Source organism: Bradyrhizobium sp. USDA 4510 (assembly GCF_054059095.1).
Genome location: NZ_JBSSBT010000001.1, coordinates 3,007,794 through 3,031,715 on the forward strand (window position 1 = coordinate 3,007,794; position 23,922 = coordinate 3,031,715).

At 64.7% G+C, this 23,922-nt stretch carries 20 protein-coding genes and 1 pseudogene; 16 read left to right on the forward strand and 5 right to left on the reverse strand.

Features of this window, described 5'->3' with window-relative positions; all coding sequences use genetic code 11:
• The first annotated feature begins 39 nt into the window (after window positions 1-39).
• From ACVMDN_RS13440 to ACVMDN_RS13500, 13 genes and pseudogenes are all read left to right on the forward strand, one after another.
• Window positions 40-999, forward strand: a complete 960-nt coding sequence (locus ACVMDN_RS13440; RefSeq protein ID WP_057019734.1) for a carbohydrate ABC transporter permease — start codon at window positions 40-42, stop codon at window positions 997-999.
• Complete coding sequence (locus ACVMDN_RS13445) at window positions 992-1,915, forward strand: carbohydrate ABC transporter permease (RefSeq protein WP_076826534.1); 924 nt, start codon at window positions 992-994, stop codon at window positions 1,913-1,915. The genes ACVMDN_RS13440 and ACVMDN_RS13445 overlap by 8 nt, the downstream gene beginning before the upstream one ends.
• A 52-nt stretch (window positions 1,916-1,967) precedes the next feature.
• Entirely contained in the window at window positions 1,968-2,954 is a 987-nt protein-coding gene (denD, locus tag ACVMDN_RS13450) for a D-erythronate dehydrogenase (RefSeq protein WP_028344631.1), read from the forward strand.
• A gap of 156 nt (window positions 2,955-3,110) precedes the next feature.
• Window positions 3,111-4,067, forward strand: coding sequence for a sugar kinase (locus tag ACVMDN_RS13455; protein WP_456835176.1), 957 nt, complete (start codon window positions 3,111-3,113; stop codon window positions 4,065-4,067).
• Window positions 4,064-4,715, forward strand: a pseudogene (gene eda / locus ACVMDN_RS13460) (bifunctional 4-hydroxy-2-oxoglutarate aldolase/2-dehydro-3-deoxy-phosphogluconate aldolase). Before ACVMDN_RS13455 ends, eda begins: the two are co-directional and overlap by 4 nt.
• Before the next feature lie 45 nt (window positions 4,716-4,760).
• On the forward strand, window positions 4,761-5,930 hold the full coding sequence (locus ACVMDN_RS13465; RefSeq protein ID WP_028344634.1) for an acetyl-CoA acetyltransferase: 1,170 nt from the start codon (window positions 4,761-4,763) through the stop codon (window positions 5,928-5,930).
• A 1-nt stretch (window position 5,931) separates the two neighbouring features.
• On the forward strand, window positions 5,932-7,470 hold the full coding sequence (locus ACVMDN_RS13470) for a class I adenylate-forming enzyme family protein (RefSeq protein ID WP_141339952.1): 1,539 nt from the start codon (window positions 5,932-5,934) through the stop codon (window positions 7,468-7,470).
• Between the two features lie 143 nt (window positions 7,471-7,613).
• The gene (locus tag ACVMDN_RS13475) at window positions 7,614-7,823 is read left to right on the forward strand and encodes a hypothetical protein (protein ID WP_057019739.1); all 210 of its coding nucleotides are present in this window, start codon (window positions 7,614-7,616) and stop codon (window positions 7,821-7,823) included.
• Window positions 7,824-7,986: 163 nt separating this feature from the next.
• Window positions 7,987-9,186 (forward strand): CaiB/BaiF CoA transferase family protein, encoded by a 1,200-nt coding sequence (locus tag ACVMDN_RS13480; RefSeq protein WP_057019740.1) that lies wholly within the window; start codon window positions 7,987-7,989, stop codon window positions 9,184-9,186.
• Window positions 9,187-9,197: 11 nt separating this feature from the next.
• Window positions 9,198-10,364: an acyl-CoA dehydrogenase family protein gene (locus tag ACVMDN_RS13485; protein WP_028344637.1), complete on the forward strand. Its 1,167-nt coding sequence runs from the start codon at window positions 9,198-9,200 to the stop codon at window positions 10,362-10,364.
• Between the two features lie 125 nt (window positions 10,365-10,489).
• Window positions 10,490-11,626 (forward strand): thiolase family protein, encoded by a 1,137-nt coding sequence (locus tag ACVMDN_RS13490; protein WP_076826540.1) that lies wholly within the window; start codon window positions 10,490-10,492, stop codon window positions 11,624-11,626.
• Window positions 11,623-11,982: a Zn-ribbon domain-containing OB-fold protein gene (locus tag ACVMDN_RS13495; RefSeq protein ID WP_076826541.1), complete on the forward strand. Its 360-nt coding sequence runs from the start codon at window positions 11,623-11,625 to the stop codon at window positions 11,980-11,982. The genes ACVMDN_RS13490 and ACVMDN_RS13495 overlap by 4 nt, the downstream gene beginning before the upstream one ends.
• 577 nt (window positions 11,983-12,559) lie before the next feature.
• On the forward strand, window positions 12,560-13,087 hold the full coding sequence (locus ACVMDN_RS13500) for a carboxymuconolactone decarboxylase family protein (RefSeq protein WP_076826544.1): 528 nt from the start codon (window positions 12,560-12,562) through the stop codon (window positions 13,085-13,087).
• A 189-nt stretch (window positions 13,088-13,276) separates the two neighbouring features.
• Here ACVMDN_RS13500 and glsA read toward each other — a convergent pair whose 3' ends face one another.
• The 4 genes from glsA to ACVMDN_RS13520 form a co-directional block, all read right to left on the reverse strand.
• Window positions 13,277-15,136, reverse strand: coding sequence for a glutaminase A (glsA, locus tag ACVMDN_RS13505; protein ID WP_076826546.1), 1,860 nt, complete (start codon window positions 15,134-15,136; stop codon window positions 13,277-13,279).
• Window positions 15,137-15,158: 22 nt separating this feature from the next.
• Window positions 15,159-17,222, reverse strand: a complete 2,064-nt coding sequence (locus ACVMDN_RS13510; protein ID WP_076826548.1) for a TRAP transporter permease — start codon at window positions 17,220-17,222, stop codon at window positions 15,159-15,161.
• Window positions 17,223-17,363: 141 nt separating this feature from the next.
• Entirely contained in the window at window positions 17,364-18,527 is a 1,164-nt protein-coding gene (locus tag ACVMDN_RS13515) for a TAXI family TRAP transporter solute-binding subunit (protein ID WP_076826550.1), read from the reverse strand.
• A 153-nt stretch (window positions 18,528-18,680) separates the two neighbouring features.
• Window positions 18,681-18,902 carry an acetyl-CoA carboxylase biotin carboxyl carrier protein subunit gene (locus tag ACVMDN_RS13520; protein ID WP_076826552.1) on the reverse strand — a complete coding sequence of 74 codons (222 nt, stop codon included), beginning with the start codon at window positions 18,900-18,902 and terminating at the stop codon, window positions 18,681-18,683.
• Window positions 18,903-19,031: 129 nt separating this feature from the next.
• Between ACVMDN_RS13520 and ACVMDN_RS13525 the strand changes: the two genes are divergently transcribed.
• Window positions 19,032-20,006 carry an IclR family transcriptional regulator gene (locus ACVMDN_RS13525; protein ID WP_057019748.1) on the forward strand — a complete coding sequence of 325 codons (975 nt, stop codon included), beginning with the start codon at window positions 19,032-19,034 and terminating at the stop codon, window positions 20,004-20,006.
• A complete protein-coding gene (locus tag ACVMDN_RS13530) occupies window positions 19,936-21,495 on the forward strand; it encodes an acyl-CoA carboxylase subunit beta (protein ID WP_076826554.1) in 1,560 nt (519 codons plus the stop codon). Before ACVMDN_RS13525 ends, ACVMDN_RS13530 begins: the two co-directional genes overlap by 71 nt.
• A gap of 109 nt (window positions 21,496-21,604) precedes the next feature.
• Here ACVMDN_RS13530 and ACVMDN_RS13535 read toward each other — a convergent pair whose 3' ends face one another.
• Window positions 21,605-22,768 (reverse strand): patatin-like phospholipase family protein, encoded by a 1,164-nt coding sequence (locus ACVMDN_RS13535; protein WP_083714945.1) that lies wholly within the window; start codon window positions 22,766-22,768, stop codon window positions 21,605-21,607.
• 240 nt (window positions 22,769-23,008) lie between these two features.
• Between ACVMDN_RS13535 and ACVMDN_RS13540 the strand changes: the two genes are divergently transcribed.
• Window positions 23,009-23,794: an acetoacetate decarboxylase gene (locus ACVMDN_RS13540; RefSeq protein ID WP_076826556.1), complete on the forward strand. Its 786-nt coding sequence runs from the start codon at window positions 23,009-23,011 to the stop codon at window positions 23,792-23,794.
• Window positions 23,795-23,922: the final 128 nt, after the last annotated feature.

The window sequence follows — 23,922 nt, forward strand, 5'->3', positions numbered from 1 at the left end:
TAGTCATGCTCAATCCGTTGAGCAATCGGGACATCGCCTATGGCTGACATCGCCCTTGCGCCGCGACGTGCGAAAACCGAAATCCGCGAAGCGACCACCTGGGATCAGCTCCGCCACAACAAGAACTGGCTCGGCTTCTGGTTCATGTTGCCGGCGATGGCGTTCCTGATCTTCTTCCTGGCCTATCCGCTCGGGCTCGGCATCTGGCTGTCCTTCACCGACACCCGCATCGGCCGCGTCGGTCATTTCATCGGCACTGAGAACTATGAATGGTTGTGGGACGATGCCATCTTCTGGCTGTCGGTCTTCAACACGCTGCTCTACACCTTCATCGCGAGCGCCGTGAAGTTCGCGGTCGGACTCTATTTGGCGCTGCTGCTCAACGAGCGCATGCCGTTCAAGGCGCTGTTGCGGGCCGCGGTGCTGATCCCCTTCATCGTGCCGACCGTGCTGTCGGCGCTGGCGTTCTGGTGGATCTTCGATTCCCAGTTCTCGATCATCTCCTGGTCGCTCAAGCATCTCGGCCTGATCACCCAGAACATCAATTTCCTCGGCGACACCACCTGGGCCCGGATCTGCGTGATCTTCGCCAATATCTGGCGCGGCGTACCGTTCGTGGCGATCACGCTGCTGGCGGGCCTGCAGACCGTGCAGCCGTCGCTGTATGAGGCGGCGACGTTGGATGGCGCCTCGCGCTGGCAGATGTTCCGCTACATCACCTATCCCTTGCTGACGCCGATCATCGCCGTCGTGATGACGTTCTCGGTGCTGTTCACCTTCACCGACTTCCAGCTGATCTGGGCGATGACGCGCGGCGGCCCGGTCAACGCCACTCATTTGATGGCGACGCTGTCGTATCAGCGCGCGATCATCGCGGGGCAGCTGGGCGAGGGCGCTGCGATCTCGAGCGCGATGATCCCGTTCCTGCTCGCCGCGATCATGGTGTCATGGTTCGGCCTGCAACGCAGGAAGTGGCAGCAGGGAGAGAGCAATGACTGATCTTCCCGCCTCCAAGGTCGACCTCAAGAGCATCCTGTCGACGCCGTCGCGCGTCGACAACAGCGAGGGCATGAGCTACCTGCAGTCGGTGCCGCGGCGGATCGTGACGCTCTACATCCCGCTGTCGATCATCGTGATCATCCTGCTGTTCCCGTTCTATTGGATGGGGCTGACGGCGATCAAGCCGGACGAGCAACTGCTCGATCTCGACAAGTACAATCCGTTCTGGACCTGGAATCCGACCTTCAAGCACGTCCACAAGCTGCTGTTCGAGAGCTACTATCCGCATTGGCTCTGGAACACGATGTATGTGGCGGTGGGCGCCACCTTGCTGTCGATCATCGCGAGCGTGCTCGCGGCCTATGCGATCGTGCGGCTGCGCTACAAGGGCGCCAACGTCGTCGGCGGCCTGATCTTCCTGGCCTATCTGGTGCCGCCGTCGATCCTGTTCATTCCGCTCGCGACCGTCGTGTTTCAGTACGGCCTGTTCGACTCGCCCCTGGCGCTGATCCTGACCTATCCGACGATCCTGATTCCGTTCTCGACCTGGCTGTTGATGGGATATTTCAAGACCATCCCGTTCGAGCTCGAGGAATGCGCGCTGATCGACGGCGCCAGCCGCTGGCAGATACTGATCAAGATCGTGCTGCCGCTCGCCGTCCCCGGCCTGATCTCGGCCTTCATCTTCTGCTTCACGCTGTGCTGGAACGAATTCATCTATGCGCTGACGTTCCTGCAATCGACCCCGAACAAGACCGTGCCGGTCGCCATCGTCAACGAATTCGTTGACGGTGACATCTATCGCTGGGGGTCCCTGATGGCAGGGGCGCTATGCGGCTCGCTACCGCTGGTTATTCTTTACGCGTTCTTCGTAGAGCATTATGTCTCGGCGATGACGGGTGCCGTGAAGGAATGAGCGCGCAAGGCCCGCAGCTGAATTCGAACAAGACAAGAAAAGGAGCAGGGTCGTGCACATTCTGATTCTGGGCGCCGCCGGCATGGTCGGCCGCAAGCTGACCGAGCGTCTCTTGCGCGAGGGCCGCCTCGGCAAGCAAGAGATCACCCGGATGACGCTGCAGGACGTGGTCGCGCCGGCCAAGCCCGCCAATGCCTCGATCCCGGTCAATGTGGTCGCATCCGATTTCGCCGATGCCGGCGCCGCGGCGCCCCTGATCGCCGAGCGTCCCGAGGTGATCTTCCATCTCGCCGCGATCGTCTCGGGCGAGGCCGAGGCCGAGTTCGACAAGGGCTACCGGATCAACCTCGACGGCACCCGCTATCTGATCGACGCCATCCGTGCCGTCGGCGGCGGCTACAAGCCGCGGCTGGTGTTCACGTCCTCGATCGCGGTGTTTGGCGCGCCGTTCCCCGAGAAGATCGGCGACGAGTTCTTCCATACGCCGCTGACGAGCTATGGCACGCAGAAGTCGATCTGCGAGCTCCTGATCAACGACTACACCCGCAAGGGTCTGCTCGACGGGATCTCGATCCGCCTGCCGACAATCTGCGTGCGTCCGGGCAAGCCGAACAAGGCGGCGTCCGGCTTCTTCTCGAATATCATCCGCGAGCCGCTGGCGGGCGAGGAGGCAGTGCTGCCGGTCTCCGAGGACGTCCGGCACTGGCACGCCTCGCCGAAATCGGCGGTCGGCTTTCTGGTTCACGCCGGCACGATGGATCTCAATGCGATGGGGCCGCGGCGCAATCTCAGCATGCCCGGGATGTCCGTCACCGTCGGCGAGCAGATCGCGTCGCTGGAGCGCGTCGCCGGCAAGAACGTCACCGCGCGGATCAAGCGGGTGCCCGATCCGACCATCATCAGCATCGTCTCGGGCTGGCCGCGCGATTTCGCCACCGACCGCGCGCTGAAGCTCGGCTTCACCACGGCCGAGAAGACGTTCGACGACATCATCCGGATCCATATCGAGGACGAACTCGGCGGCAAGTTCGCCGCCTGAGCAACGTCCGAGCTAAAGCATGATCCGGACAAGTGCGAAGCGGTTTCCCTCGCGACAAACGCGGAACGCGTTTGCGCGAAGATCATGCTCAGACAAGGGGCTAAGGCGCGATGATGATTCAACCAGGCTTCATCGCGCTTTAGCGCGGCGCTTGAGATGACCAGAGTTGCCAGCATCGGCGAATGCATGATCGAGCTGCGCCAGGCTCCTGGCGGCCAGCTCGGCGGGCTGTATTCGCGCTCCTATGGCGGCGACACGCTCAACACCGCGGTCTATCTGTCCCGGCTCGGCATCCACGTCGATTACTTCACGGCGCTCGGCGATGATGCGCTGAGCGATGAGATGATCGCGGGCTGGGCGAGCGAAGGCATCGGCACCAAGCATGTCGCGCGATCGGCGGGCAAGCTGCCCGGCCTCTATCTGATCCAGACCGACGACAAGGGCGAGCGGCGCTTCTTCCACTGGCGTGACAGCGCCGCCGCCCGCGACCTGATGGATCTGCCCGAAACGGAAGACATCCTGAACTCACTCGCGACCTATGACGTCGTCTATCTCTCGGCGATCACGCTCTCGATCCTGCGCGAGGACGGGCAGGAGCGATTGCTGGCGGCGCTGAAGCGTGCGCGGCTGTTGGGGACGTGGTTTGCGTTCGACACCAATTTCCGCGCCCGCGGCTGGCCGGACCTGAACGTCGCGCGGAAGGTCTTCAGCAGCGCGTTCGAGACGGCCGATATCGTGCTTGCCTCGACCGAGGATCTGGCGCCGCTTTATCCCGGCGAGAGCAACACGGCGCTGCTGGCCGGCATCTCGAGCCCCGAGGTGGTGCTGAAGCTCGCCGAGCCGGCCTGCATCGTGCGCTCGGCCGGCGGAACGCGCGAGGTGAAGGCGGAGCAGCTTACCAAGCCGGTGGTCGATACCACCGCGGCCGGCGACAGCTTTGCCGCCGCCTATCTCGCCGCGCGGCTCGGCGGCGCCGAGCCAGAGGAGGCGGCGCGCGCCGGCCATCGGCTGGCCGGTGTCGTGGTGTGCTATCCCGGCGCGATCATTCCGCGCTACGCCATGCCGCCGAAAAAGGCGCTTCGTCTCCCACCATCCCGTAAGGCCTCGCAATGACAACGACATCGAAGCAGGACCGGATCGCCGAGCTGATCCGTCAGGCCACCGTGATCCCGGTGCTGACCATCGAGCGGGCTCGAGGACGCGGTGCCGCTTGCAAAGGCGCTGGTCGCCGGCGGCGTGCGGACGCTCGAGGTGACGCTGCGGACGGCGGTCGCGGTCGACGCGGCCAGGGCCATCATCGCCGGTGTGCCGGAGGCAATCGTCGGGATCGGCACGATCCTCAATGGTGACGACCTGATGCGCGCCGAGGCGCTGGGCGCCAAATTCGGCATCAGCCCGGGTGCGACGCCCGAGCTGTTGGCGGCGGCAGCCTCCAGCCAGCTGCCCTTCGCGCCGGGGATCGCGACCGCCTCCGAGTTGATGCAGGCGCTGGCCCACGGCTTCGACGTCGTCAAATTCTTCCCGGCCGAGCAGGCGGGCGGTATCAAGGCACTGCGGGCTCTGGCCGGGCCATTTCCGCAGGTCAGGGTGTGCCCGACCGGCGGGGTCAGCGAGGCCAATGCGGTGACCTGGCTCGCCGAACCGAATGTGCTGGCGGTCGGCGGTTCCTGGCTGTGCCCCGCGGCCGATATCCGCGCCGCCAATTGGGCGGGCATAACCGCCATGTGCGCGACGGCGATGAAAACGCTGAAAGCCGCCTGAAGATACGCTACATAACTCTCCGAACAGGAACAGGGAGATACAGCCATGACCGCCAGCATCGTGGGTTGGGCGCACACGCCATTCGGAAAGTTCGACGCGGAGACCGTCGAGGGTCTCGTGGTCAAGGTCGCCAACGAGGCGCTGGCTGACGCCGGCATCGCCGCGTCCGATGTCGACGAAATTATGCTCGGTCATTTCAACGCCGGCTTCTCGCCGCAGGATTTTACGGCCTCGCTGGTACTGCAGGCCAATCCGGCGCTGCGCTTCAAGCCGACCACCCGGGTCGAGAATGCCTGCGCCACCGGATCGGCCGCCGTGCATCAGGGCATTCGCGCCATCGAAGCCGGCGCCGCGAAGATCGTGCTGGTGGTCGGCGTCGAGCAGATGACGAAGACGCCGGGCCCGGAGATCGGCAAGAACCTGCTCAAGGCGTCGTATCTGCCCGAGGACGGCGACACGGTCGGCGGCTTTGCCGGCGTGTTCGGCAAGATCGCGCAGGCCTATTTCCAGAAATACGGCGACCAGTCGGATGCGCTGGCGATGATCGCCGCCAAGAACCACAAGAACGGCGTCGCCAATCCCTATGCGCAGATGCGCAAGGATTTCGGCTTCGAGTTCTGCCGCGCCGAGAGCGACAAGAACCCGTTCGTCGCCGGTCCCTTGAAGCGCACCGACTGCTCGCTGGTCTCGGACGGCGCCGCGGCACTGGTGCTGACCGATGCCGAGACCGCCAAGACCATGGGCAAGGCGGTGAACATCCGTGCCACCGCGCATGCGCAGGATTTCCTGCCGATGTCCAAGCGTGACATCCTGCAGTTCGAAGGCTGCACCACCGCCTGGCAGCGCGCGCTGCAGAAGGCCGGCCTGCAGCTCTCCGACCTGTCCTTCGTCGAGACCCATGACTGCTTCACCGTCGCCGAGCTGATCGAATATGAAGCGATGGGCCTGACGCCGAAGGGACAGGGCGCGCGCGCGATCATGGAAGGCTGGACCCAGAAGGACGGCAAGCTGCCGGTCAATCCGTCCGGCGGCCTCAAGGCCAAGGGCCACCCGATCGGCGCCACCGGCGTCTCCATGCATGTGATGAGCGCGATGCAGCTCACGGGGCAAGCGCCCGAGGGCATGCAGCTCAAGAACCCGCAGATCGGCGGCATCTTCAACATGGGCGGCGCCGCGGTCGCCAACTACGTCTCGATCCTCGAGCCGGCGAAGTAGCTTGAACATTGCCGAATGGCTGGCGGCGACGGCACGGGCGCGTCCCGACGCGCCGGCGCTGCTGACCGGTTTCGATCTCGACGCCGACTACGCCACCTTTGCCCGCCGCGCCGCCTCGATCGGGGCGGCGCTGGCGCGCGATCACGGCATTGCCGCCGGCGACCGCATCGCGCTGTTTGCGTCGAACTGCACGCAATATCTCGAATGCCTCTACGGCATCTGGTGGATCGGCGCCGCCGCGATCCCGATCAACGCCAAGCTGCACGGCCGCGAGGCGGCGTGGATCTGCGGCAATGGCGGTGCCGAGCTCGCCTTCGTCTCCGATGACACGATCGGTGCGTTGAACAAGGCGAAGGACGACTGCCCCGCCGGCATGACCACGCTGTCGGTCGACAGCGACGCTTACAAGACGATGCGAAGCGGCGAGGGGCCACCTGCACCGCTGCCGCGCGAAAACAACGATCTCGCCTGGCTGTTCTACACATCGGGCACCACGGGCCGTCCCAAGGGCGTGATGCTCAGCCACGGCAATCTGGTCGCGATGTCGCTGTGCTATCTCGCCGACGTCGATCCGGCGACGCCGCACGATGCCTCGCTCTATGCCGCGCCGATCTCGCATGGCGCCGGCCTCTACAATTTCCCGCACGTCCGGATGGGCGGCCGCCACGTCGTGCCGGAGTCCGGCGGCTTCGATCCTGACGAGGTGCTCAACCTCGGCCGCCAGCTTGACAATGTCGTGATGTTCGCGGCCCCCACGATGGTGCGCCGCCTGGTCGATGCCGCGAAGAAGCGCGGCGAGAACGGCGAGGGGCTGCGCACCATCATCTATGGCGGTGGTCCGATGTACACGGCCGACATCACCGATGCGATGACGACGATGGGCCAGCGCTTCGTGCAGATCTATGGCCAGGGCGAGTCGCCGATGACCATCACGGCGCTGTCGCGCGGCTGGCACGCCCGGAGCGATCATCCGCGCTATCTCGAACGGCTGGCTTCAGTCGGGCTGGCGCAGAGCGTCGTCACCGTGCGCATCACCGACAAGGACGGCACGCCGCTGCCTCCCGGGGAGACCGGCGAGATCGAGGTCAAGGGCGCGACCGTGATGCTCGGCTACTGGAACAATCCGAAGGCCAATGCCGAGACATTGAAGGACGGCTGGCTGCGCACCGGCGATGTCGGCCGGCTCGACGCCGACGGCTTCCTCACGCTGTCGGACCGCTCCAAGGACGTGATCATCTCCGGCGGCACCAACATCTATCCGCGCGAGGTCGAGGAAGCCCTGCTGACCCATCCCGATGTCAGCGAGGTCTCGGCCGTCGGTGTGCCGGATCCGGAATGGGGCGAGATCGTCGTCGCCTGCGTCGTGCTCGCGGACGGCGCCGCCGCCGACGACGGCAAGCTCGACGCGCATTGCCTTGCCTCGATCGCCCGCTTCAAGCGGCCGAAGCGCTATGTCTATCTCGATGCCCTGCCGAAGAACAATTACGGCAAGGTGCTGAAGACCGCGCTGCGGGAGATGCTGGCCAAAGGCATGGGCTAAAGCGGGGCGAGCCTGGGTTGAATCGAAAACATCGAAGACAACCCCATGCACTGTAGGGATTGGGGTCACTAAGGCGGTTAAGGGATATGCCCGGACCTCCCGCCGCGCTAAGCTGCCTGTGCTTGTCACCGGGAGAACGGACCATGGGAATCGAGACGTCTCTGTCGCTGTCGGAAGTGAACGATCGCATCGCGATCCTCCGGGACAATATCAGGCAGCTGATCGAGCAGGCCGCAGGCGCAGCCGGCGCCGAAGTCGAGGAGCGCATCGCCGAGCGGCTCGAGCAGCAGAATGCGGAACTGGAAAAGCTCCTGAAGGCGCGCGAGGTGATGACGGGGCAGTCGCCGGCATAAGGGCGGCGGTGAATACGCTTCGTTTTGCCCAGCCTGCGTTCCGCCGCACGGAAGCGGCCCGGCCGCAGCCATGCATACGCCCATACGCCCGGCGCAGCTTGATCTCTTGGAATAGCTCCCGTTACTAGCTCTATAACCACGACATCCGGGAGCGAACAAGACGATGGGACCACTGCAGGGTATCAAGGTCGTCGACATGACGACCGTGCTGATGGGACCCTACGCCACGCAGATGCTGGGCGATTACGGCGCCGACGTCATCAAGGTGGAATCCCCCGACGGCGACGTGACGCGGCAGATCGGTCCGACGCGGCATCCCGGCATGGGACCGGTGTTCCTCAACACCAATCGCAGCAAGCGCTCGGTCTGCCTCGATCTGAAGAAGCCGGCGGGGCGCGAGGCGGTGCTGCGGCTGATCGCGAAGGCCGACGTGCTGGTCTACAATGTGCGCCCGCAGGCGATGGCGCGGCTGCAGCTCGGCTATGACGTCGTTTCCAAGGTCAACCCGCGGCTGATCTATGCCGGCGTGTTCGGCTTCGGCCAGGAGGGACCTTATGCCGCCAAGCCCGCCTATGACGATCTGATCCAGGGCGCGACCGCGCTGCCGGCGCTGATGGCGCAAACCTCGGACGGCGTGCCGCGCTATGTGCCGAACGCGCTGGTGGATCGCATCGTCGGCCTCACCGCGGTCGGCGCGATCTGTGCGAGCCTTGTGCATCGCGATCGCACCGGGCAGGGCCAACGCGTCGATATTCCGATGTTCGAGACCATGGCCGGCTTCGTCATGGGCGATCACATGGGCGGGTTGACCTACGATCCGCCGCTCGACAAGGGCGGCTATGCGCGCCATCTGTCGCCGGACCGGCGGCCATACAAGACGCTCGACGGCTATATCTGCGTGATCGTCTACAACGACAAGCAGTGGGAGAACTTCTTCAAGGCGACCGGCCGCGACGATCTGCGCAGCGATCCGAAATTCGCGACCTTCGCCGGCCGCGCCACCAATATCGATGTCGTCTACGCCGAGCTCGCGCGCATCCTGCAGACCAAGACGACCGCCGAGTGGAACGGGATCCTCGAAAAGGCCGACGTGCCGGTAATGCCGATGCACGATCTCGAGAGCCTGCTGGAGGACCCGCATATGGTCGCGACCGGCGTCTTCCCCGTGGTCGATCATCCGACCGAGGGGCGGATCCGCAGCATGACGCCGTCGGCGCGGTGGTCGGAGACCAAGGTCGAGCCGAGCCGGCTGGCGCCACGGCTCGGCGAGCACAGCGCGGAGATTTTGCGGGAGGCAGGCTTCTCCACCGAGGAGATCGCGGCGATGGTGCGCGACGGCGCGGCCAAAGCGGTGCAGGCATAGGAGCACGACAGATGGATTTCGCACTCTCCGCCAACCAGGAATCGATCCGCGATGCCGTCGCCAAGATCTGCTCGCGCTTTGACGAAGCCTACTGGCTGAAGAAGGACAAGGAGGGCGGCTATCCGGCCGACTTCCACCGCGCGCTGGCCGATGCCGGCTGGCTCGGCATCTGCATCCCCGAGGAATATGGCGGCTCCGGGCTCGGCATCACCGATGCCGCGATCATGATGCGCACGATCTCCGAATCCGGTGCCGGCATGTCCGGCGCGTCCGCGGTGCATATGAACGTGTTCGGGCTCAATCCGGTGGTGGTGTTCGGCACCAAGGAGCAGTGCCAGCGCATGCTGCCGCCGATCATCGACGGCCGCGACAAGTCCTGCTTCGCGGTGACCGAGCCGAACACCGGCCTCAACACCACGCAGCTCAAGACCCGCGCGGTGCGCCAGGGCGACAAATACATCGTCAACGGCCAGAAGGTGTGGATCTCGACCGCCCAGGTCGCCAACAAGATCCTGCTGCTCGCGCGCACCACGCCGCTGGAGGAGGTGCGCAGCCCGACCCATGGCCTCAGCCTGTTCTACACCGATTTCGACCGCAAGCGCGTCACCGTGCACGAGATCGAGAAGATGGGCCGCAAGCCAGTCGATTCCAACGAGCTGTTCTTCGAGAATTTCGAGATCCCGGTCGAAGACCGTATCGGCGAGGAGGGCCGCGGCTTCGAATACATCCTGCACGGCATGAATCCCGAGCGCATCCTGATCGCGGCTGAAGCCGTCGGCCTCGGCCAGATCGCGCTGAAGCGGGCGTCGGAATATGCCAAGGGCCGCATCGTGTTCAACCGGCCGATCGGCATGAACCAGGCGATCCAGCATCCGCTGGCGAAGTGCTGGATGGAACTGGAGGCAGCCTGGCTGATGGTGCTGCGCGCCGGCTGGCAGTATGACCAGAACCTGCCCTGCGGCCCCGCGGCGAACTCCGCAAAATATCTCGCGGCGGAAGCCGGCTTCCATGCCTGCGAGCAAGCGGTGATGACCCATGGCGGCTTCGGCTACGCCAAGGAGTACCACGTCGAGCGCTACTTGCGGGAATCGCTGATCCCGCGCATCGCGCCGATCAGTCCACAGCTGATCCTCAGCTTCATCGGCGAGAAGGTGCTCGGCCTTCCGAAGTCGTATTGAGATGACGCAAGTCATTGTAGGTTGTCATTCCGGGATGGTCCGAAGGACCAGACCCGGAATCTCGAGATTCCGGGTTCGATGCTTCGCATCGCCCCGGAATGACGCTCTGAGATAGGTGCGCTGAAATGAGCTTCGTGACCGGCGTCGGCCTCACGTCCTACGGCAAGCATGAGGGCTTGTCCTCGCTCGACCTGATGAGCAAGGCGGCCGAGCTTGCGATCTCGGATGCCGGGCTGAAGCGCTCCGAGATCGACGGCATCCTCTGCGGCTACTCCACGGTCTCGCCGCACATCATGCTGGCCACGGTCTTCGCCGAGCACTTCGGCATTCGCCCGGCTTACGCGCACGCCGTGCAGGTCGGCGGCGCCACCGGGCTTGCGATGACCATGCTGGCGCATCACCTGGTCGACGCCGGTGTTGCAAAACACGTGCTGGTGGTCGGCGGCGAGAACCGGCTAACCGGGCAGAGCCGGGACGCCTCGATCCAGGCGCTGGCCCAGGTCGGCCATCCCGACTACGAGGTGACGCTGGGGCCGACGATCCCGGCCTATTACGGCCTGGTCGCAACGCGCTACATGCATGAATACGGCCTCACGCAGGTAGACCTCGCCGAGTTCGCGGTGCTGATGCGCAAGCACGCGCTGACGCATCCCGGCGCGCAATTCCACGAGCCGATCACGGTTGCCGACGTGATGGCCTCCAAGCCCGTGGCGATGCCGCTCAAGCTGCTCGACTGCTGCCCGGTGTCGGACGGCGGTGCGGCCTGTGTGATCAGCCGCGAGCCGACCGGCGAGCGGCAGGTCCGCGTCCGCGGCTGCGCCCAGGCACACACCCATCAGCACGTCACCGCAGCGCCTGCGCTGAGCGAACTCGGCGCCGAGATTTCGATCGCGAAAGCGAAGCAGGCGGCGGGCGTCGCGATCCCGGACGTGCGCTACGCCGCGGTCTATGACAGCTTCACGATCACGCTCGCGATGCTGCTGGAGGATCTCGGCCTTGCCGGACGCGGCGAGGCGGCGGCGCGGGTGCGCGCCGGCTATTTCAATCAGGATGGCGAGATGCCGCTCAACACCCATGGCGGCCTGCTCAGCTACGGCCATTGCGGCGTCGGCGGCGCGATGGCGCATCTGATCGAGACCCATCTGCAGATGACCGGCCGCGCCGAAAATCGTCAGGTGCGCGACGCCTCGGTGGCGCTTCTGCACGGCGATGGCGGCGTGCTGTCGTCGCATGTCAGCATGTTCCTGGAGCGCGTGCGATGAGCGGACCGATCGTGGACTGGACCAAGGGCACTGAAGCCATCGTCTACCAGACCTGCAACGGCTGCGGCGCGCGGCAATATTTCCGCCGCAGCTTTTGCGCCGCATGCGGTTCGCCAGATCTTGCCGAGCATCGCGCGAGTGGGGCAGGGACGGTGTATGCGACCTCGCTGGTCTGCCGCGCCGCGACGCCGGAGGCGCGGGCGCATGTGCCCTACAACATCGTGCTTGTCGATGCCGACGAAGGCTTTCGCATGATGGCCCATGGCGACAACGACCTTGCCATCGGCGACAAGGTCGCGGCGCGCTTCACGCAATTCGCGGGGAGGCTGGTTCCATATTTCGCAAAGGCGAAATGAGGGGCTGAACGATCCAGTCAGAACGCAAGACCAGGCTGAACAGGTTCGCTCTTGCCCCTCATAGTTTGCGGATCATTTTGGGCATGATCTTTCCGAAAACCGCTACACACTTTTCGGGATCATGCCTCAGTGCCAATAAAAGATCACGCTGGCGATGACGAGCATTGCCGTCACCGCCAGCATTTGCGCAAGCGCTTCCGAGGCCGCCCTCTTGGTGGCTTCCTTCATGCGTTTCCCCTAGACTTGGGCGTGACTCATCGTTGCGCAAATTGCGCGCAAGACGGCCGGATTTTTTACTCGGAACACCCCGCGTCGAGTATTCGCTTTTGACGAGTCCCCACTCAGCGAATATCGACTGTGACAGCGTTGTCTGGGAATGCGGCGGCAATTTGACTCGCGCGTGTCGCTCCTGCGACAGCAGCCCGTACAGAGCGTTTTCGAGCGAAGTGGATATCGGTTCGCGTGAAGAAAACGCGTCGAAACAAGGATCTAGGGCCCCGTTCCGATTTCATCGGAACGGAAAAAGCTCTAGTGTTTCGGAACCCGACAGAAACGACGGCAAGATCAAGGTTAGGAAATGGCCCGTATCGACTACTCCGATCCCGCGAAGGCAAGCCCGCGGACCCGCGAGATCCTCGACAAGAACCGCAACGCCAATATCTTTCGCATGATGGCGCATTCGCCAAGCTACTTTGAACAGTATTGCCGGCTCGGCGGCGCGATCCGCCACAAGGGCGAGCTCGATCCCGTCGTCCGCGAGCTTGCGATCACGCGCACCGGCATTCTCTGCGAGGCGCCCTACGAGATCGTCGCGCACAAGCGGATCGGCAAGAATGTCGGCGTCACCGACGAGCAGAACGCCGCGCTCGAGGATTGGCGGTCCGCGACCTGCTTCAACGATGTGCAGCGCGCGGCGCTCGCCTTCACCGACGAGATCGTCAAGCTCAAGAAGCCGACCGACGCGACCTTCAGGGCGATCGCAGTGAAGCTGACGCCGGCCGCGCTGATCGAGCTGCAACTCTCGGTCGGCTTCTACATCATGACGTCGAAATTTCTCGAGACCTTCGAGATCGACATGCAGCCGGTGACGGAAGTAGTGAGCTGAGCGGATCGCGTCGCGGAGTCCTTCGCCTCGCCCCGCCTGCGGGGAGAGGCCGGAGCGCATGCAGCGAAGCGGAATGCGGTCCGGGTGAGGGGGAATCTCCGCGAGTCTAACTCGAAGTTATTTTGCGGATGCAGCCCCTCACCCCGACCCTCTCCCCGCGAAGGGCGGGGAGAGGGAGAACAGAGAGACCTACCCCGACGTCAGCAGATCCACCTTTGCATTCGCCAGGATCAGCCGTTCGGCGAGGATCTGCGCGAGGTTGCGCATGATCCGCTCGCCGGCGCGCGGATGTCGCTCGCGGAAGCGCTCGAAATCCTCGATCGTCACTTCGTAGGTGGTCGCCGACATGTCGGCGACCACGTCCGCGACCCGCTTCGGCTCCAGCAGCGCCATCTCGCCGAACGCCATGCCGGCAGTCAGCGTCGCGAGCCGGATGCCGTCCGGCAGGGTGACGTGGACCACGCCGCTGCGGAGGAAGAACAGCGAGGTGGCCTCGCTGCCCGCGGCGATGACCTTTTCATTCTGCTGGTAGGTCCGGACCGTGCAAATCGAGGTGAGATCGGCGATCTCGGCTTCGCTCAATCCGGCGAGCAGCGGCTGCTCGGAAAGCTCCGTGGTCTCGAGGAAGTCGATCGAGCCGCCATAGCGGTAGACGATCTGGTCCTCGGCCCACTCGATCGCGGTGTCGAGCAGATAGAAATCCCTGATATTGCCGAGCCGCCTGGTCCACTCGCTGATCGTGGCCCATTCGCGCGAGGTCCGCTTGATGCCGGACAGGATCACGGTGACGCCGAGCTCGGCGAGCTCCTGGAAAGCTTCGGCCACCAGCCTTGCGCCGGCGCGGGTCGTCGCGGTGACGCGGCGCAGATCGAAGATCACGAATTCGGGCCGCGGGCTGCCGGCGAGGCGGCGCGAGACATAGTCGACATTGGAGAGCGACAGGGTGCCGACCAGCTCGATCACTCGGACCTCCTGGAAGTGCCTTGCCAGGATCTCCTGCTCCTGCGGCCGGCGCACCCGCCGCGACGGGTTCTTGCCGATATTGTAGTCGGCGATGATGCTGTGGCGTGCGTCGTCGCTGCGGTTGAGCATATGCAGGTCGTAATGCGCCGACAGCGTCTCGCACACCTTGATGCCGCGCACGCTGTTGCCGTGCTTGTCGAGTTTTGGCGAATAGCTGCCGAGCCCCAGCCGCGCCGGCAGTGCCGCCAGAATGCCGCCGCCGACGCCGCTCTTGGCGGGAATGCCGACGCGGTAGATCCATTCGCCGGCATAGTCGTACATGCCCGACGAGGTCATCACCGATAGCGTGCGCGCGATGGCGTAGGGCGTCACCACCTGCTCCTCTGTCAGCGGGTTGATGCCGCGATTGGCGAGCGTCGCCGCCATCACGGCGGTGTCGCGTGCGGTGACCAGGATGGAGCATTGCCGGAAATAGACGTCGAGCACCGCAGGCACGTTCTCGGTGATCACGCTGTTGGTGCGCAGCAGATAACCGATCGCCCGGTTGCGGTCGCCGGTGGCGCTCTCGGAGGCATAGACCGCCTCGTCGATATCGAGCTCACGTCCGGCGAAGCGGCCGAGCGCCTGGCGGATGTAGTCGAACGCGCCGTCGCCCTTGTCGGCGTGGAGCAGGCCGGAGCAGGCGATCGCGCCGGCATTGACCATCGCATTGAACGGATGGTTCTCGGCATTGAGCCGGATCGAGTTGAAGGGGTCGCCGGACGGCTCGACGCCGATCACGCTTTCCACCCGTTCGGCGCCCAGCGTGTCCAGCGCCAGCGCGAACACGAACGGCTTCGACATCGACTGGATGGTGAACGGCACCCTGGTGTCGCCGACCTCGTAGACGTGGCCGTCGAGCGTCGCCAGGCTGATGCCGAAATGGGCAGGGTCGGCCTTGCCGAGCTCGGGGATGTAGTCGGCAACCGCGCCCGCGGCCTCCGGCAGGAAGTCTGCGTAACAAGTGTGCAGAAACCGCAGCAGCGGCGGCTTCGAGCTGGACCAAGCCGTGGTGGTGGCGGTGACGGGAGGAGGCGATCGTTTCATCGCCTCCTGTTGTGCAACGCAATCAAGGCGCGCGCAACTGGTTCGGAACCAGCGCCTGACGGCGGACCAGCAGCAAGGCGATCAACACCGTCGGGGCGAGGATCGCAAGCCCCAGCAGCGACACCTGCAGTTGCGACAGCGGGTTGATGCCGCCGCCTGGCGTCGCGAGCACGAAGCCGCCGATCACCAGCAGCACCCGGAGCGGCCATTCCAGGGCACCGGCGCCGCGGAGGTCGCCGACGAAGGCCTGGTAGCCCTGGATGCCGCCGCAGATGAACAGCGTGCCGCAGGCCGCGAGCGCCATCAGGCCGAGGCCGGCGAGATAGGGGCTCGGTCCCTGCATCACCAGCGCCGGGTTCAGCACGAAGAAGAACGGGATGAAATAGATGATGCTGCCGACCCACATCGATTCCCATCCGGTCTTCATCGCGGGCGAGCCGGCGATGCCGGCCGCAGCGAAGGAGGCGATCGCCACCGGCGGGGTGATCGACGACAGCATGCCCCAATAGAAGATGAACATGTGCACCGCCATCCGGTTCAGCCCGAGCTTCTCCAGCGCGGGCGCGACCAGGATGGCGAGGAAGATGTAGCAGGCGGTGGTGGTCAGCCCGAGGCCGAGGATCAGGCTGGTGAAGGCGCACATCACGAGCAGCAGGAACGCGTTGTCGCCCGCAAGCGTCAAAAGATCGTTGGCCAGGCTCGAGACCACGCCGGTCATCGAGAACGCCCCGATCAGCAGACCGCAACCGGCGAGGATGCCGACCAGCTCGACGAAGGTGCGGCCATTGACCTCGAGGAATTTTCCGATCGTCCCGAGCGTCCAGCGGCTCTCCTTGGAGAAGATCTGGTTCAGCACCAGCAGCAGCGCGGTGGCGTAGAACGGCGCGTGGCTTTCGCGCTTGAAATACAGCAGCATCACGATCAGGAGCGCAATGACGAAGACGTAATACCAGCCGTTCTTGATCGTATCCATCACGCGCGGCAGCTCGGCGCGCGGAATGCCCTTCAGCCCGTGGCGTGCGGCGTAGGAGTCGACCTGCATGAACAGGCCGACATAGTAGAGCGCCGCAGGAATGATCGCGGCCACCGCGACCTCCGCGTAGCTGATATTGAGGAACTGCGCGATCACGAACGCGGTGGCGCCCATCACCGGCGGCGCCAGCACGGCGCCGGTGGAGGCGCAGGCCTCGATCGCGCCGGCATAGGAGGCGCGGAAGCCGCTCTTCTTCATGACCGGGATCGTCATGGTGCCGGCGGTCAGCACGTTGGAAACGATCGAGCCCGACATCATGCCGAGCAGGCCGGACGCGAAGATGCAGACCTTGGCGGCACCGCCGCGGAACGTGCCGCACAGCGCGAAGGCGAGGTTGATGAAGAATTTTCCGGCGCCGGTCATCATCAGCGCGGTGCCGAACACCAGGAAGCCGATCACGGTATCGGCGAAGGCCTGGATCGGAATGCCGAGCAGGCTCTCGCCGGACAACACGTGATAGGCGGTGGTCTGGTCGAGCGTCAGCTGCGAGCCGCGGAACGGCCCGAGCCAGCTGGCCTCGGCGAACAGCGGATAGACGGTGAAGGGCAGCACGCTGAGCAGGAGGCTCCAGCCGCCGGTCCGGCGCAGCGCCTCCATCAGCATCACCCACATCACGAGGCCGGCGATGACGACGTTCCTCGGGGCGCCGTCGGACTCCCAGCCATATTGCGCCGCCTTGCGCACGTTCAGCATCAGCCAGATCGAGGCGGCGAAGGTCGCGACGGCGAGCGCGAGGTCATACCAGGGAATGCGGTTCAGCGGCGCGCGCTCCGATCCGGGGAAGATCAGGAACGTGAAGGGCAGCATCAGCGCGATCAAGAGATAGAAATATTCGGTGTTGAGCTGGGTGTAGTCGATGAAGAAGCGCAGCGAGAATTGCTGGTTGATGCAGAGCAGGATGGTTGCGGCGGTTGCGACCACCAGCGCCCAGCGCCACACCCCGCGCAGGGTGCGCACGCGCGTGACCTCGGCCTCCTGCAGATTGTCGAGACCGGCATGCGGATCTTCAAACTCGATTCTTTTCGCAGGCGCAGCCGCGGCGTTCTCGGGCATTGCATCCCCCAATGTTGTCCGTTTTGCCCGTAGCCTAGAGCATGATCCGGAAAAGTGCGAAGCGGTTTTCCGGAAGCACCATGCTCGAACGGGCGCAAGCGCGATGACGACTAACCCGATCTCATCGCGCGTTGGCGGGTCTCACTCAAAGCCATTGGGCATATTGGCTTTCGCAAGCGCGGCAGCGCGCGCCTTCATCCAGCCATCGAGGAAGGCCTTGTCGTCCGACGGCGGGCTCGACTTGCCGTAATCCGTCCAGGCGGCGGCCAGCACCTCCTGGCGCTTGTAAAGCGTGTTGTTGTGCGCGTCCTGCTCGTCGCTCCAGTGGCCGGTTTCCTTGAGCGCCTTCACCGCGCCGGGATGCACGGGGACGACCCAGTTCTTGGTCTGCCGGTCGGCGCCGAGCCCGGCGGCGCCGGGCGCCGAATCCTTGTAGGCGTCGTAGTTGACGATCATCGCCTTGGTGATCGCGTAGATCTGGTCGACCGGCTGCGCCGCATAGGCGACGAAGATCGGGTAGGGGTAATTGCCGAGCTGGATCGGCTTGTCCGGCGAGATGCCGGCGCCGCAGGTTGCGGTTTGCGGGAAGAAGAACGAGCCGACCTTTTTCACCCGTGCCCAGCCTTCCTTGTCGTCGGCGGGCAGCGGCGGCCACATCAGGCCGCGCGGCGAGGTCTCGGCTTCCTTGGCGGGGCCGGTGATCGTGGTGCCGAAGGCGGCATCGGTGTCGTTGTTGATCAGGCCTTTCCACATCGCCCCATAGCTTGCGAACTCGACGATCTTGACGTCCTTCTGGGTGAGGCCGCCGAACGCGAGCATCGCGAGCGAGTTCTGGTTCAGCGCCGGCGAGCCGACCACGAAGCCGACGCGCTTGCCGCGAAGGTCTTTCATTTCCTTGACGCCGGCATCGGCTGCCACGCCGAGCGCGCCGCAATTGCAGTCGACCGACGACAGCATGAGCTGCAGCGGCTGCGGGCCCCACTCCTTGGCGCCGAACTCGAACACGCCTTCCTGCGCGAAATAGGTCCCCGATCCCATCGCCGAGGAGACCGCGCGCTTGGCGCGCAGCGGCGCGAGCCGCGCGACGTCGTTGCCGGCCGGCAGCACGCGGACGTCGGTGCCGTATTTGTCCTTCATCATCTTGCCGACGCCGACCGCGATGTTGAAGCCGGCGGTGCCGGTGTCGTAGGCGGTCACCGCCATGGTCGGCGGCAGCTTGATGTCGTCGGCCGAGGCGGGCAGGGCAGCGAAGATCGAAATGCCGGCAAGAGCGGCAGGCGCGAGCGCCATCAGCCGATGGATCATAATTCCTCCCTTTGTTTCGCTGTGCGAAACTTTTCCGGGCGGAATGATTGCATCGTGATCCGGCGATGGCAACGCTACCTCCGGCGCAAGCCGGCGATTTCGGCCGCTGCATCACCGGACAGATTGTCGCGGCCGGATGGCAGGGGTGGGATCTCAGGTCTCGACGATCGCGACCGCCTGGCCTTCGGCGATGACATCGTCGATCTTGACCAGAATCGACTTGATTTTGCCTGCTGTCGTCGACGTGACCGGTATTTCCATCTTCATCGCTTCGACGAACGCAATCTCGTCGCCATTGCCGATGCTGCTGCCGGTCTCGACAGGAAGCGCGCAAACGCGCCCGGCAACTTCGGTCACAACCTTGATCTCTGGCATTCCACTCTCCGATACCGTCTTGCGGAAATTTCATCCGGCGAACGGCTTTTTGTTGTGGCGGCAGATTGCCTGAGGTAGCTTCTTCTGCAAGTGGAATTTTATTCCGCAGGACGGAATGGAGCCAAACAGATGGGAAGGCGCTCGGAACGGCTTAGCAGGCAGGGAATGCTCGCCAGCGAGACAGGCGATGGCGATGTCATCCAGGTGGTGTCGCGCGCCTTCGATGTGTTGCGGTGCTTCGAGGGACACGAGGCCCGGCTCGGCAATCTCGAGATCTCGAACCGCTGCGGCCTGCCGCGTTCGACGGTGTCACGGCTGACGCACACGCTGACGCGGATGGGTCAGCTGGTCTATCTGCCGCGCGACCAGAAATATCGCATCGGCCCGAGCGCGGTCGCGATGAGCACCACGATGATGAAGGGGCTGCAGCTGCGCAATCTGATCCGGCTGCGCCTGCAGGATGTCGCCGATCAGTTGCCCGGCACGGTGGGCTTCGTCATCCCCGACCGCTTTCACCTGGTCTATCTGGAGTTCGCCCGCGCGGCGAACGCGCTCGGCCTGCATGAGGCCACCGGCAGCCGGATTTCGATGGCGACCACCGCGGCCGGCCACGCCTACACGGCCGCGCTCGATCCCGCGGTCGGCGACGCGCTGATCGCCGAGATGGAAGGCGAGTTGCCCGACAGCGCCAAGATGCTGACGCCGCGCATCGAGGCCAACCGCCGGCATTTGCAGGAGCACGGCTACGTCGTCGCCTGCGGACTGTGGAGCCCGCACATCAACGGCGTCGCGGTGCCGCTGTGGTCGCCGCAGTATCAGACCTATGTGGTCACCACGATCGGCCTGCTCTCGGCGATGTATGACGAGGCGCGGCTGCATCGCGAGGTCGCGCCGCAAATGGTCGAGCTCGCGGCCGCGCTCGGCAGCCTGCTCGAAGGCGCCGACGGCGACATCTTCAGCAATCGGATCGAGCGCAAGTCGCTTCCGGTGACCGCCCATAACAACAACAAAATCCTCAAGACGGGAGCAGTGAATGAACTGGAAGCCGGAACTCGACGACCTCGCCCGCCGCGAAGCGTTCGCGCGGGAGATGGGAGGCGTTGACAAGGTCAAGCGGCAACGCGACCAGGGCCGGCTCACGGTTCGTGAGCGTATCGACAAGCTCGTCGACCAGAACAGTTTCCATGAGGTCGGTGCCATCTCCGGCATTGCCGAATATGACGAGAGCAACGAACTCAAGCACCTGACGCCGGCGAACTGCGTGTTCGGCCGCGCCAGGGTCGACGGCCGCACCGTCGTCGTGGTCGGCGACGACTTCACCGTGCGCGGCGGCTCGGCGGATGCATCGATTTCCGCCAAGCCGTTGATGGCGGAGGAGATGGCGCACGACTTCCGCCTGCCGATCGTTCGCGTGATCGAGGGCTCCGGCGGCGGCGGCTCGGTGAAGACGATCGAGACCAGGGGCGCGGCCAATCTGCCCGGCGGCGTCGGCGGTACGCGCTGGTACTGGTACACGACCGCCAATTTGGCCCGCGTGCCGGTGGTCGGTCTCGGGCTCGGCTCGGTCGCGGGCCTCGGTGCCGCGCGGCTTGCCGCCACCCACTACTCGGTCATGACCAAGAGCTCCGCGATGTTCGTCGCCGGCCCGCCGGTGGTGAAGCGCCTCGGTCAGGATCTGACCAAGCAAGAGCTCGGCGGCGCCGACATCCAGACCCGCGCCGGCGCGATCGACCAGGCCGTCGAGACCGAAGAGGAGGCGTTCGACTATGCGCGGCGTTTCCTGTCCTATCTGCCGTCGTCGGTCTACGACCTGCCGCCGACCATTCCCTGCACCGACGATCCGGAACGTGCAGAGGAATCGCTGCTCACCGCCGTGCCGCGCAACCGCCGGCAGGTCTACAAGATGCGGCCGATCATCGATGCCGTCGTCGACAAGGGCTCGTTCTTCGAGGTCGGCACCAATTTCGGCCGCCCGATCATCACCGGATTGGCGCGGATCGAGGGCAGGGCGGTGCTGCTGCTCGCCAGCGATCCGTTCCACTATGGCGGCTCGTGGACCGCTGACGCCTGCCAGAAGGTGGTGCGCTGGGTCGACTTCGCCGAGACCTTCCATCTGCCGGTGGTCTATCTGATGGACTGCCCGGGCTTCATGATCGGGCTCGAGGCGGAGAAGACGGCGACCATCCGCCACGGCGTGCGGGCGATGGCGGCGGTCAACCAGAGCACGGTGCCGTGGTGCACCATCATCATCCGCAACGCCTTCGGCGTCGCCGGCGTGGTGCATCAGCCGGCCAACCGCTTCTCGATGCGCTATGCGTGGCCGTCGGCCTATTGGGGCTCGCTGCCGCTCGAAGGCGGTATCGAGGCGGCCTATCGCGCCGAGATCGATGCGGCCGCCGATCCCGCCGCCAAGCTGCGCGAGATCGAGGATCGCCTCAACAAGCTGCGCTCGCCGTTCCGCTCGGCCGAGAAGTTCTGGGTCGAGGAGGTGATCGACCCGCGCAAGACGCGCTCGCTGCTCTGCGAGTTCGCGCGCCTCGCCGAACCGATCCGCAAGGCTGGTCCGCCGAGCAACATGTCGACGCGGCCGTAAGGGCCCTCAGACTCAACGCGTCATGCGCGGGCTTGACCCGCGCATCCATCGAATGAGTCATCCGAAGCGGGATGGATTGCCGGGTCAAGCCCGGCAATGACGGCCTTATTTACTCCGCCTCCCGATGCACGTCGTGGATCACGATGCCCATGCCGTTCTCGGGCATCTTGATCCATTCGCGCCGCTTCAGCGAGCGCTTGGTGTCCTCGTGCCCGCTCACCCAGTGCTCGCGCATAGAGGTGCCGGAGAATTCGTGGTCCTTGGCGTCGCCCTCATAGGCCTTTTGCTGATAGATCAGCTGCAACAGCGTGATGCCCGGCAGCCGGGCGTTTGCCTTCTTGAGCTGGCGCTCCTCGTCCGACAGCTGATCGTCGGGGATCTTCCCCAGCGCATTGTGCAGGGCGGTGCGCAGATTGTAGGTCTTGCGATAGACGTCGGTGTTGTAGCGGGTACGCGACGAATACATGATGTCCTTGTGCCGGGCCATCACGTCCTGGATGTCGCGCGGCAGCGCGCCGCGCGCCGAGAACAGGTCGACCTGGAACACCAGCGAGTTCATGTTGTCTTCCTGGTCGAGCAGATGCTGCAGCGGCGTGTTGGACACGATGCCGCCGTCCCAGAAATGGTCGGTGCCGACCTTCACCATCGGCAGCGCCGGCGGCAGCGCGCCGCTCGCCATGATGTGCTCGGGAATGATCTCGTCATGGGCATTGTCGAAATAGATGAAGTTGCCGGACAGCACGTTCACTGCGCCGACCGCGAAGCGTATCTTCTTGGAATTGATGCGGTCGAAATCAACCAGCTCGAGCAAGGACTCGCGCAGCGGCGTGGTGTCGTAGTAGCTGGTGGCGGTGCGCGCGCCGGCCGCGCTGAACCACGGATTGGCCTGGTGCGGGGTGAAGAAGCCGGGTTGTCCGAGCGTGGTCGTCAGCCATGAGCTGGTGAAATTGCGCGCCTTGCGGAAGACGTCGCCGTCCGGAGTGTAGTGCCAGATCTTGCGGCTGGTGATGCGATCCCAGAATGTGTGCAGCCGCTCCAGCCGCTTTTCGGGCGGATTGCCGGCGATGATCGCCGAGTTGATCGCGCCGATCGAGACGCCGCACACCCAGTCGGGCTCGATGTTGGATTCATGCAGCGCCTGATAGACGCCAGCCTGATAGGCGCCGAGTGCGCCGCCGCCCTGCAGGACCAGGGCCACGCGATCGCAGCCTTCCGGACGCCAGCCCGGCGTCGCGTGATCGATGTCGTCGAAATGCGGGGTTCGCGCGTCCATATCAGACACTCCAGAAATTCGCGGCGAGAATTCAGCGCGCCGATGACGCCGTGATGACAATTGCGGCGCCCACACTCGGCGCATCCGGCATGCCTGCCTGCATGGTTAGCATTGGCCTCGGCAACGCGACGCGGGTCGCGACGCGCAACCGCGGTCATGCGCCTGACGGAAATTCCTCACATCGCTGTCAATCTCGGCCGTTAGCTTCCGGGAAAATTTTTCAAACAGGGGGTTATTGCGATGCGCAGGGAAGATCTGCTCAAGCGTCCGTCGATGCCGGCCGCCGGCCCGAGCTATCCCGCCGGTCCGTATCGCTTCATCGATCGCGAATTCCTCGTCATCACCTATGAGACCGATCCGGAGTTGATCCGCGCCGGCCTGCCCGAGCCGCTGGAGCCGATCGAGCAGGCGTTCGTGCATTACGAATGGATCAAGATGCCCGACAGCTCCGGCTTCGGCAGCTACACCGAGTCCGGCCTCGTGATCCCCGCGCGCCTGCATGGCGAAGAGGTCAACTTCGTCTGCCAGATGTATCTCGACGATGATCCGCCGATCGCGGCCGGCCGTGAGATCTGGGGCTTTCCGAAGAAGTACGCTCATCCCAAGCTCGAGATCGTCAAGGACACGCTGACCGGCACGCTGGAATATGCCGGCCAGCTCGTTGCGATGGGCACGATGGGCTACAAGCACGAGAGCATGGCGGGCAATGGCGACGTCACCCGCGCCACGCTGTCGAAGACGCAAGTTAATCTGAAGATGATCCCCGGCGTCGACGGGCATCTCGAGGTCTGCCAGCTGGTCGCGATCAACCTGACCGACATCGTCGTCAAGGGCTCCTGGATCGGACCGGGCCGGCTGCATTTGGTGCCGCATGTCAATGCACCGGTCGCCGATTTCCCGGTCAAGCGTGTCGTCGGCGCGCACCACTTCCTCGCCGATCTGACGCTGCCGTTCGGCCGCGTCGTGCATGACTACAACAAGGAGGCCGCGGAGGCGGCGGCGCCGACCGGTCTTGCGGCGGAGTAGGGCGGTCGCTGACATAACACTGTAACAGGCGCGTCCTCCTATGTTCCGTCGAAGGGACGCGCTTGCTCAGCGTTGCGCGTGGGCGAGGCTTTGAACATGTCATTTCGCGCGGTTGCGTTGTCGATTGC

Bases quoted from the DNA above. Each gene is read 5' to 3' on its own strand.
- ACVMDN_RS13440 (WP_057019734.1), top strand. From the start codon at position 40: ATGGCTGACATCGCCCTTGCGCCGCGACGTGCGAAAACCGAAATCCGC.
- ACVMDN_RS13445 (WP_076826534.1), top strand. From the start codon at position 992: ATGACTGATCTTCCCGCCTCCAAGGTCGACCTCAAGAGCATCCTGTCG.
- ACVMDN_RS13455 (WP_456835176.1), top strand. From the start codon at position 3,111: ATGACCAGAGTTGCCAGCATCGGCGAATGCATGATCGAGCTGCGCCAG.
- ACVMDN_RS13465 (WP_028344634.1), top strand. From the start codon at position 4,761: ATGACCGCCAGCATCGTGGGTTGGGCGCACACGCCATTCGGAAAGTTC.
- ACVMDN_RS13475 (WP_057019739.1), top strand. From the start codon at position 7,614: ATGGGAATCGAGACGTCTCTGTCGCTGTCGGAAGTGAACGATCGCATC.
- ACVMDN_RS13480 (WP_057019740.1), top strand. From the start codon at position 7,987: ATGGGACCACTGCAGGGTATCAAGGTCGTCGACATGACGACCGTGCTG.
- ACVMDN_RS13485 (WP_028344637.1), top strand. From the start codon at position 9,198: ATGGATTTCGCACTCTCCGCCAACCAGGAATCGATCCGCGATGCCGTC.
- ACVMDN_RS13490 (WP_076826540.1), top strand. From the start codon at position 10,490: ATGAGCTTCGTGACCGGCGTCGGCCTCACGTCCTACGGCAAGCATGAG.
- ACVMDN_RS13495 (WP_076826541.1), top strand. From the start codon at position 11,623: ATGAGCGGACCGATCGTGGACTGGACCAAGGGCACTGAAGCCATCGTC.
- ACVMDN_RS13500 (WP_076826544.1), top strand. From the start codon at position 12,560: ATGGCCCGTATCGACTACTCCGATCCCGCGAAGGCAAGCCCGCGGACC.
- glsA (WP_076826546.1), bottom strand. From the start codon at position 15,136: ATGAAACGATCGCCTCCTCCCGTCACCGCCACCACCACGGCTTGGTCC.
- ACVMDN_RS13510 (WP_076826548.1), bottom strand. From the start codon at position 17,222: ATGCCCGAGAACGCCGCGGCTGCGCCTGCGAAAAGAATCGAGTTTGAA.
- ACVMDN_RS13515 (WP_076826550.1), bottom strand. From the start codon at position 18,527: ATGATCCATCGGCTGATGGCGCTCGCGCCTGCCGCTCTTGCCGGCATT.
- ACVMDN_RS13520 (WP_076826552.1), bottom strand. From the start codon at position 18,902: ATGCCAGAGATCAAGGTTGTGACCGAAGTTGCCGGGCGCGTTTGCGCG.
- ACVMDN_RS13525 (WP_057019748.1), top strand. From the start codon at position 19,032: ATGGGAAGGCGCTCGGAACGGCTTAGCAGGCAGGGAATGCTCGCCAGC.
- ACVMDN_RS13530 (WP_076826554.1), top strand. From the start codon at position 19,936: ATGAACTGGAAGCCGGAACTCGACGACCTCGCCCGCCGCGAAGCGTTC.
- ACVMDN_RS13535 (WP_083714945.1), bottom strand. From the start codon at position 22,768: ATGGACGCGCGAACCCCGCATTTCGACGACATCGATCACGCGACGCCG.
- ACVMDN_RS13540 (WP_076826556.1), top strand. From the start codon at position 23,009: ATGCGCAGGGAAGATCTGCTCAAGCGTCCGTCGATGCCGGCCGCCGGC.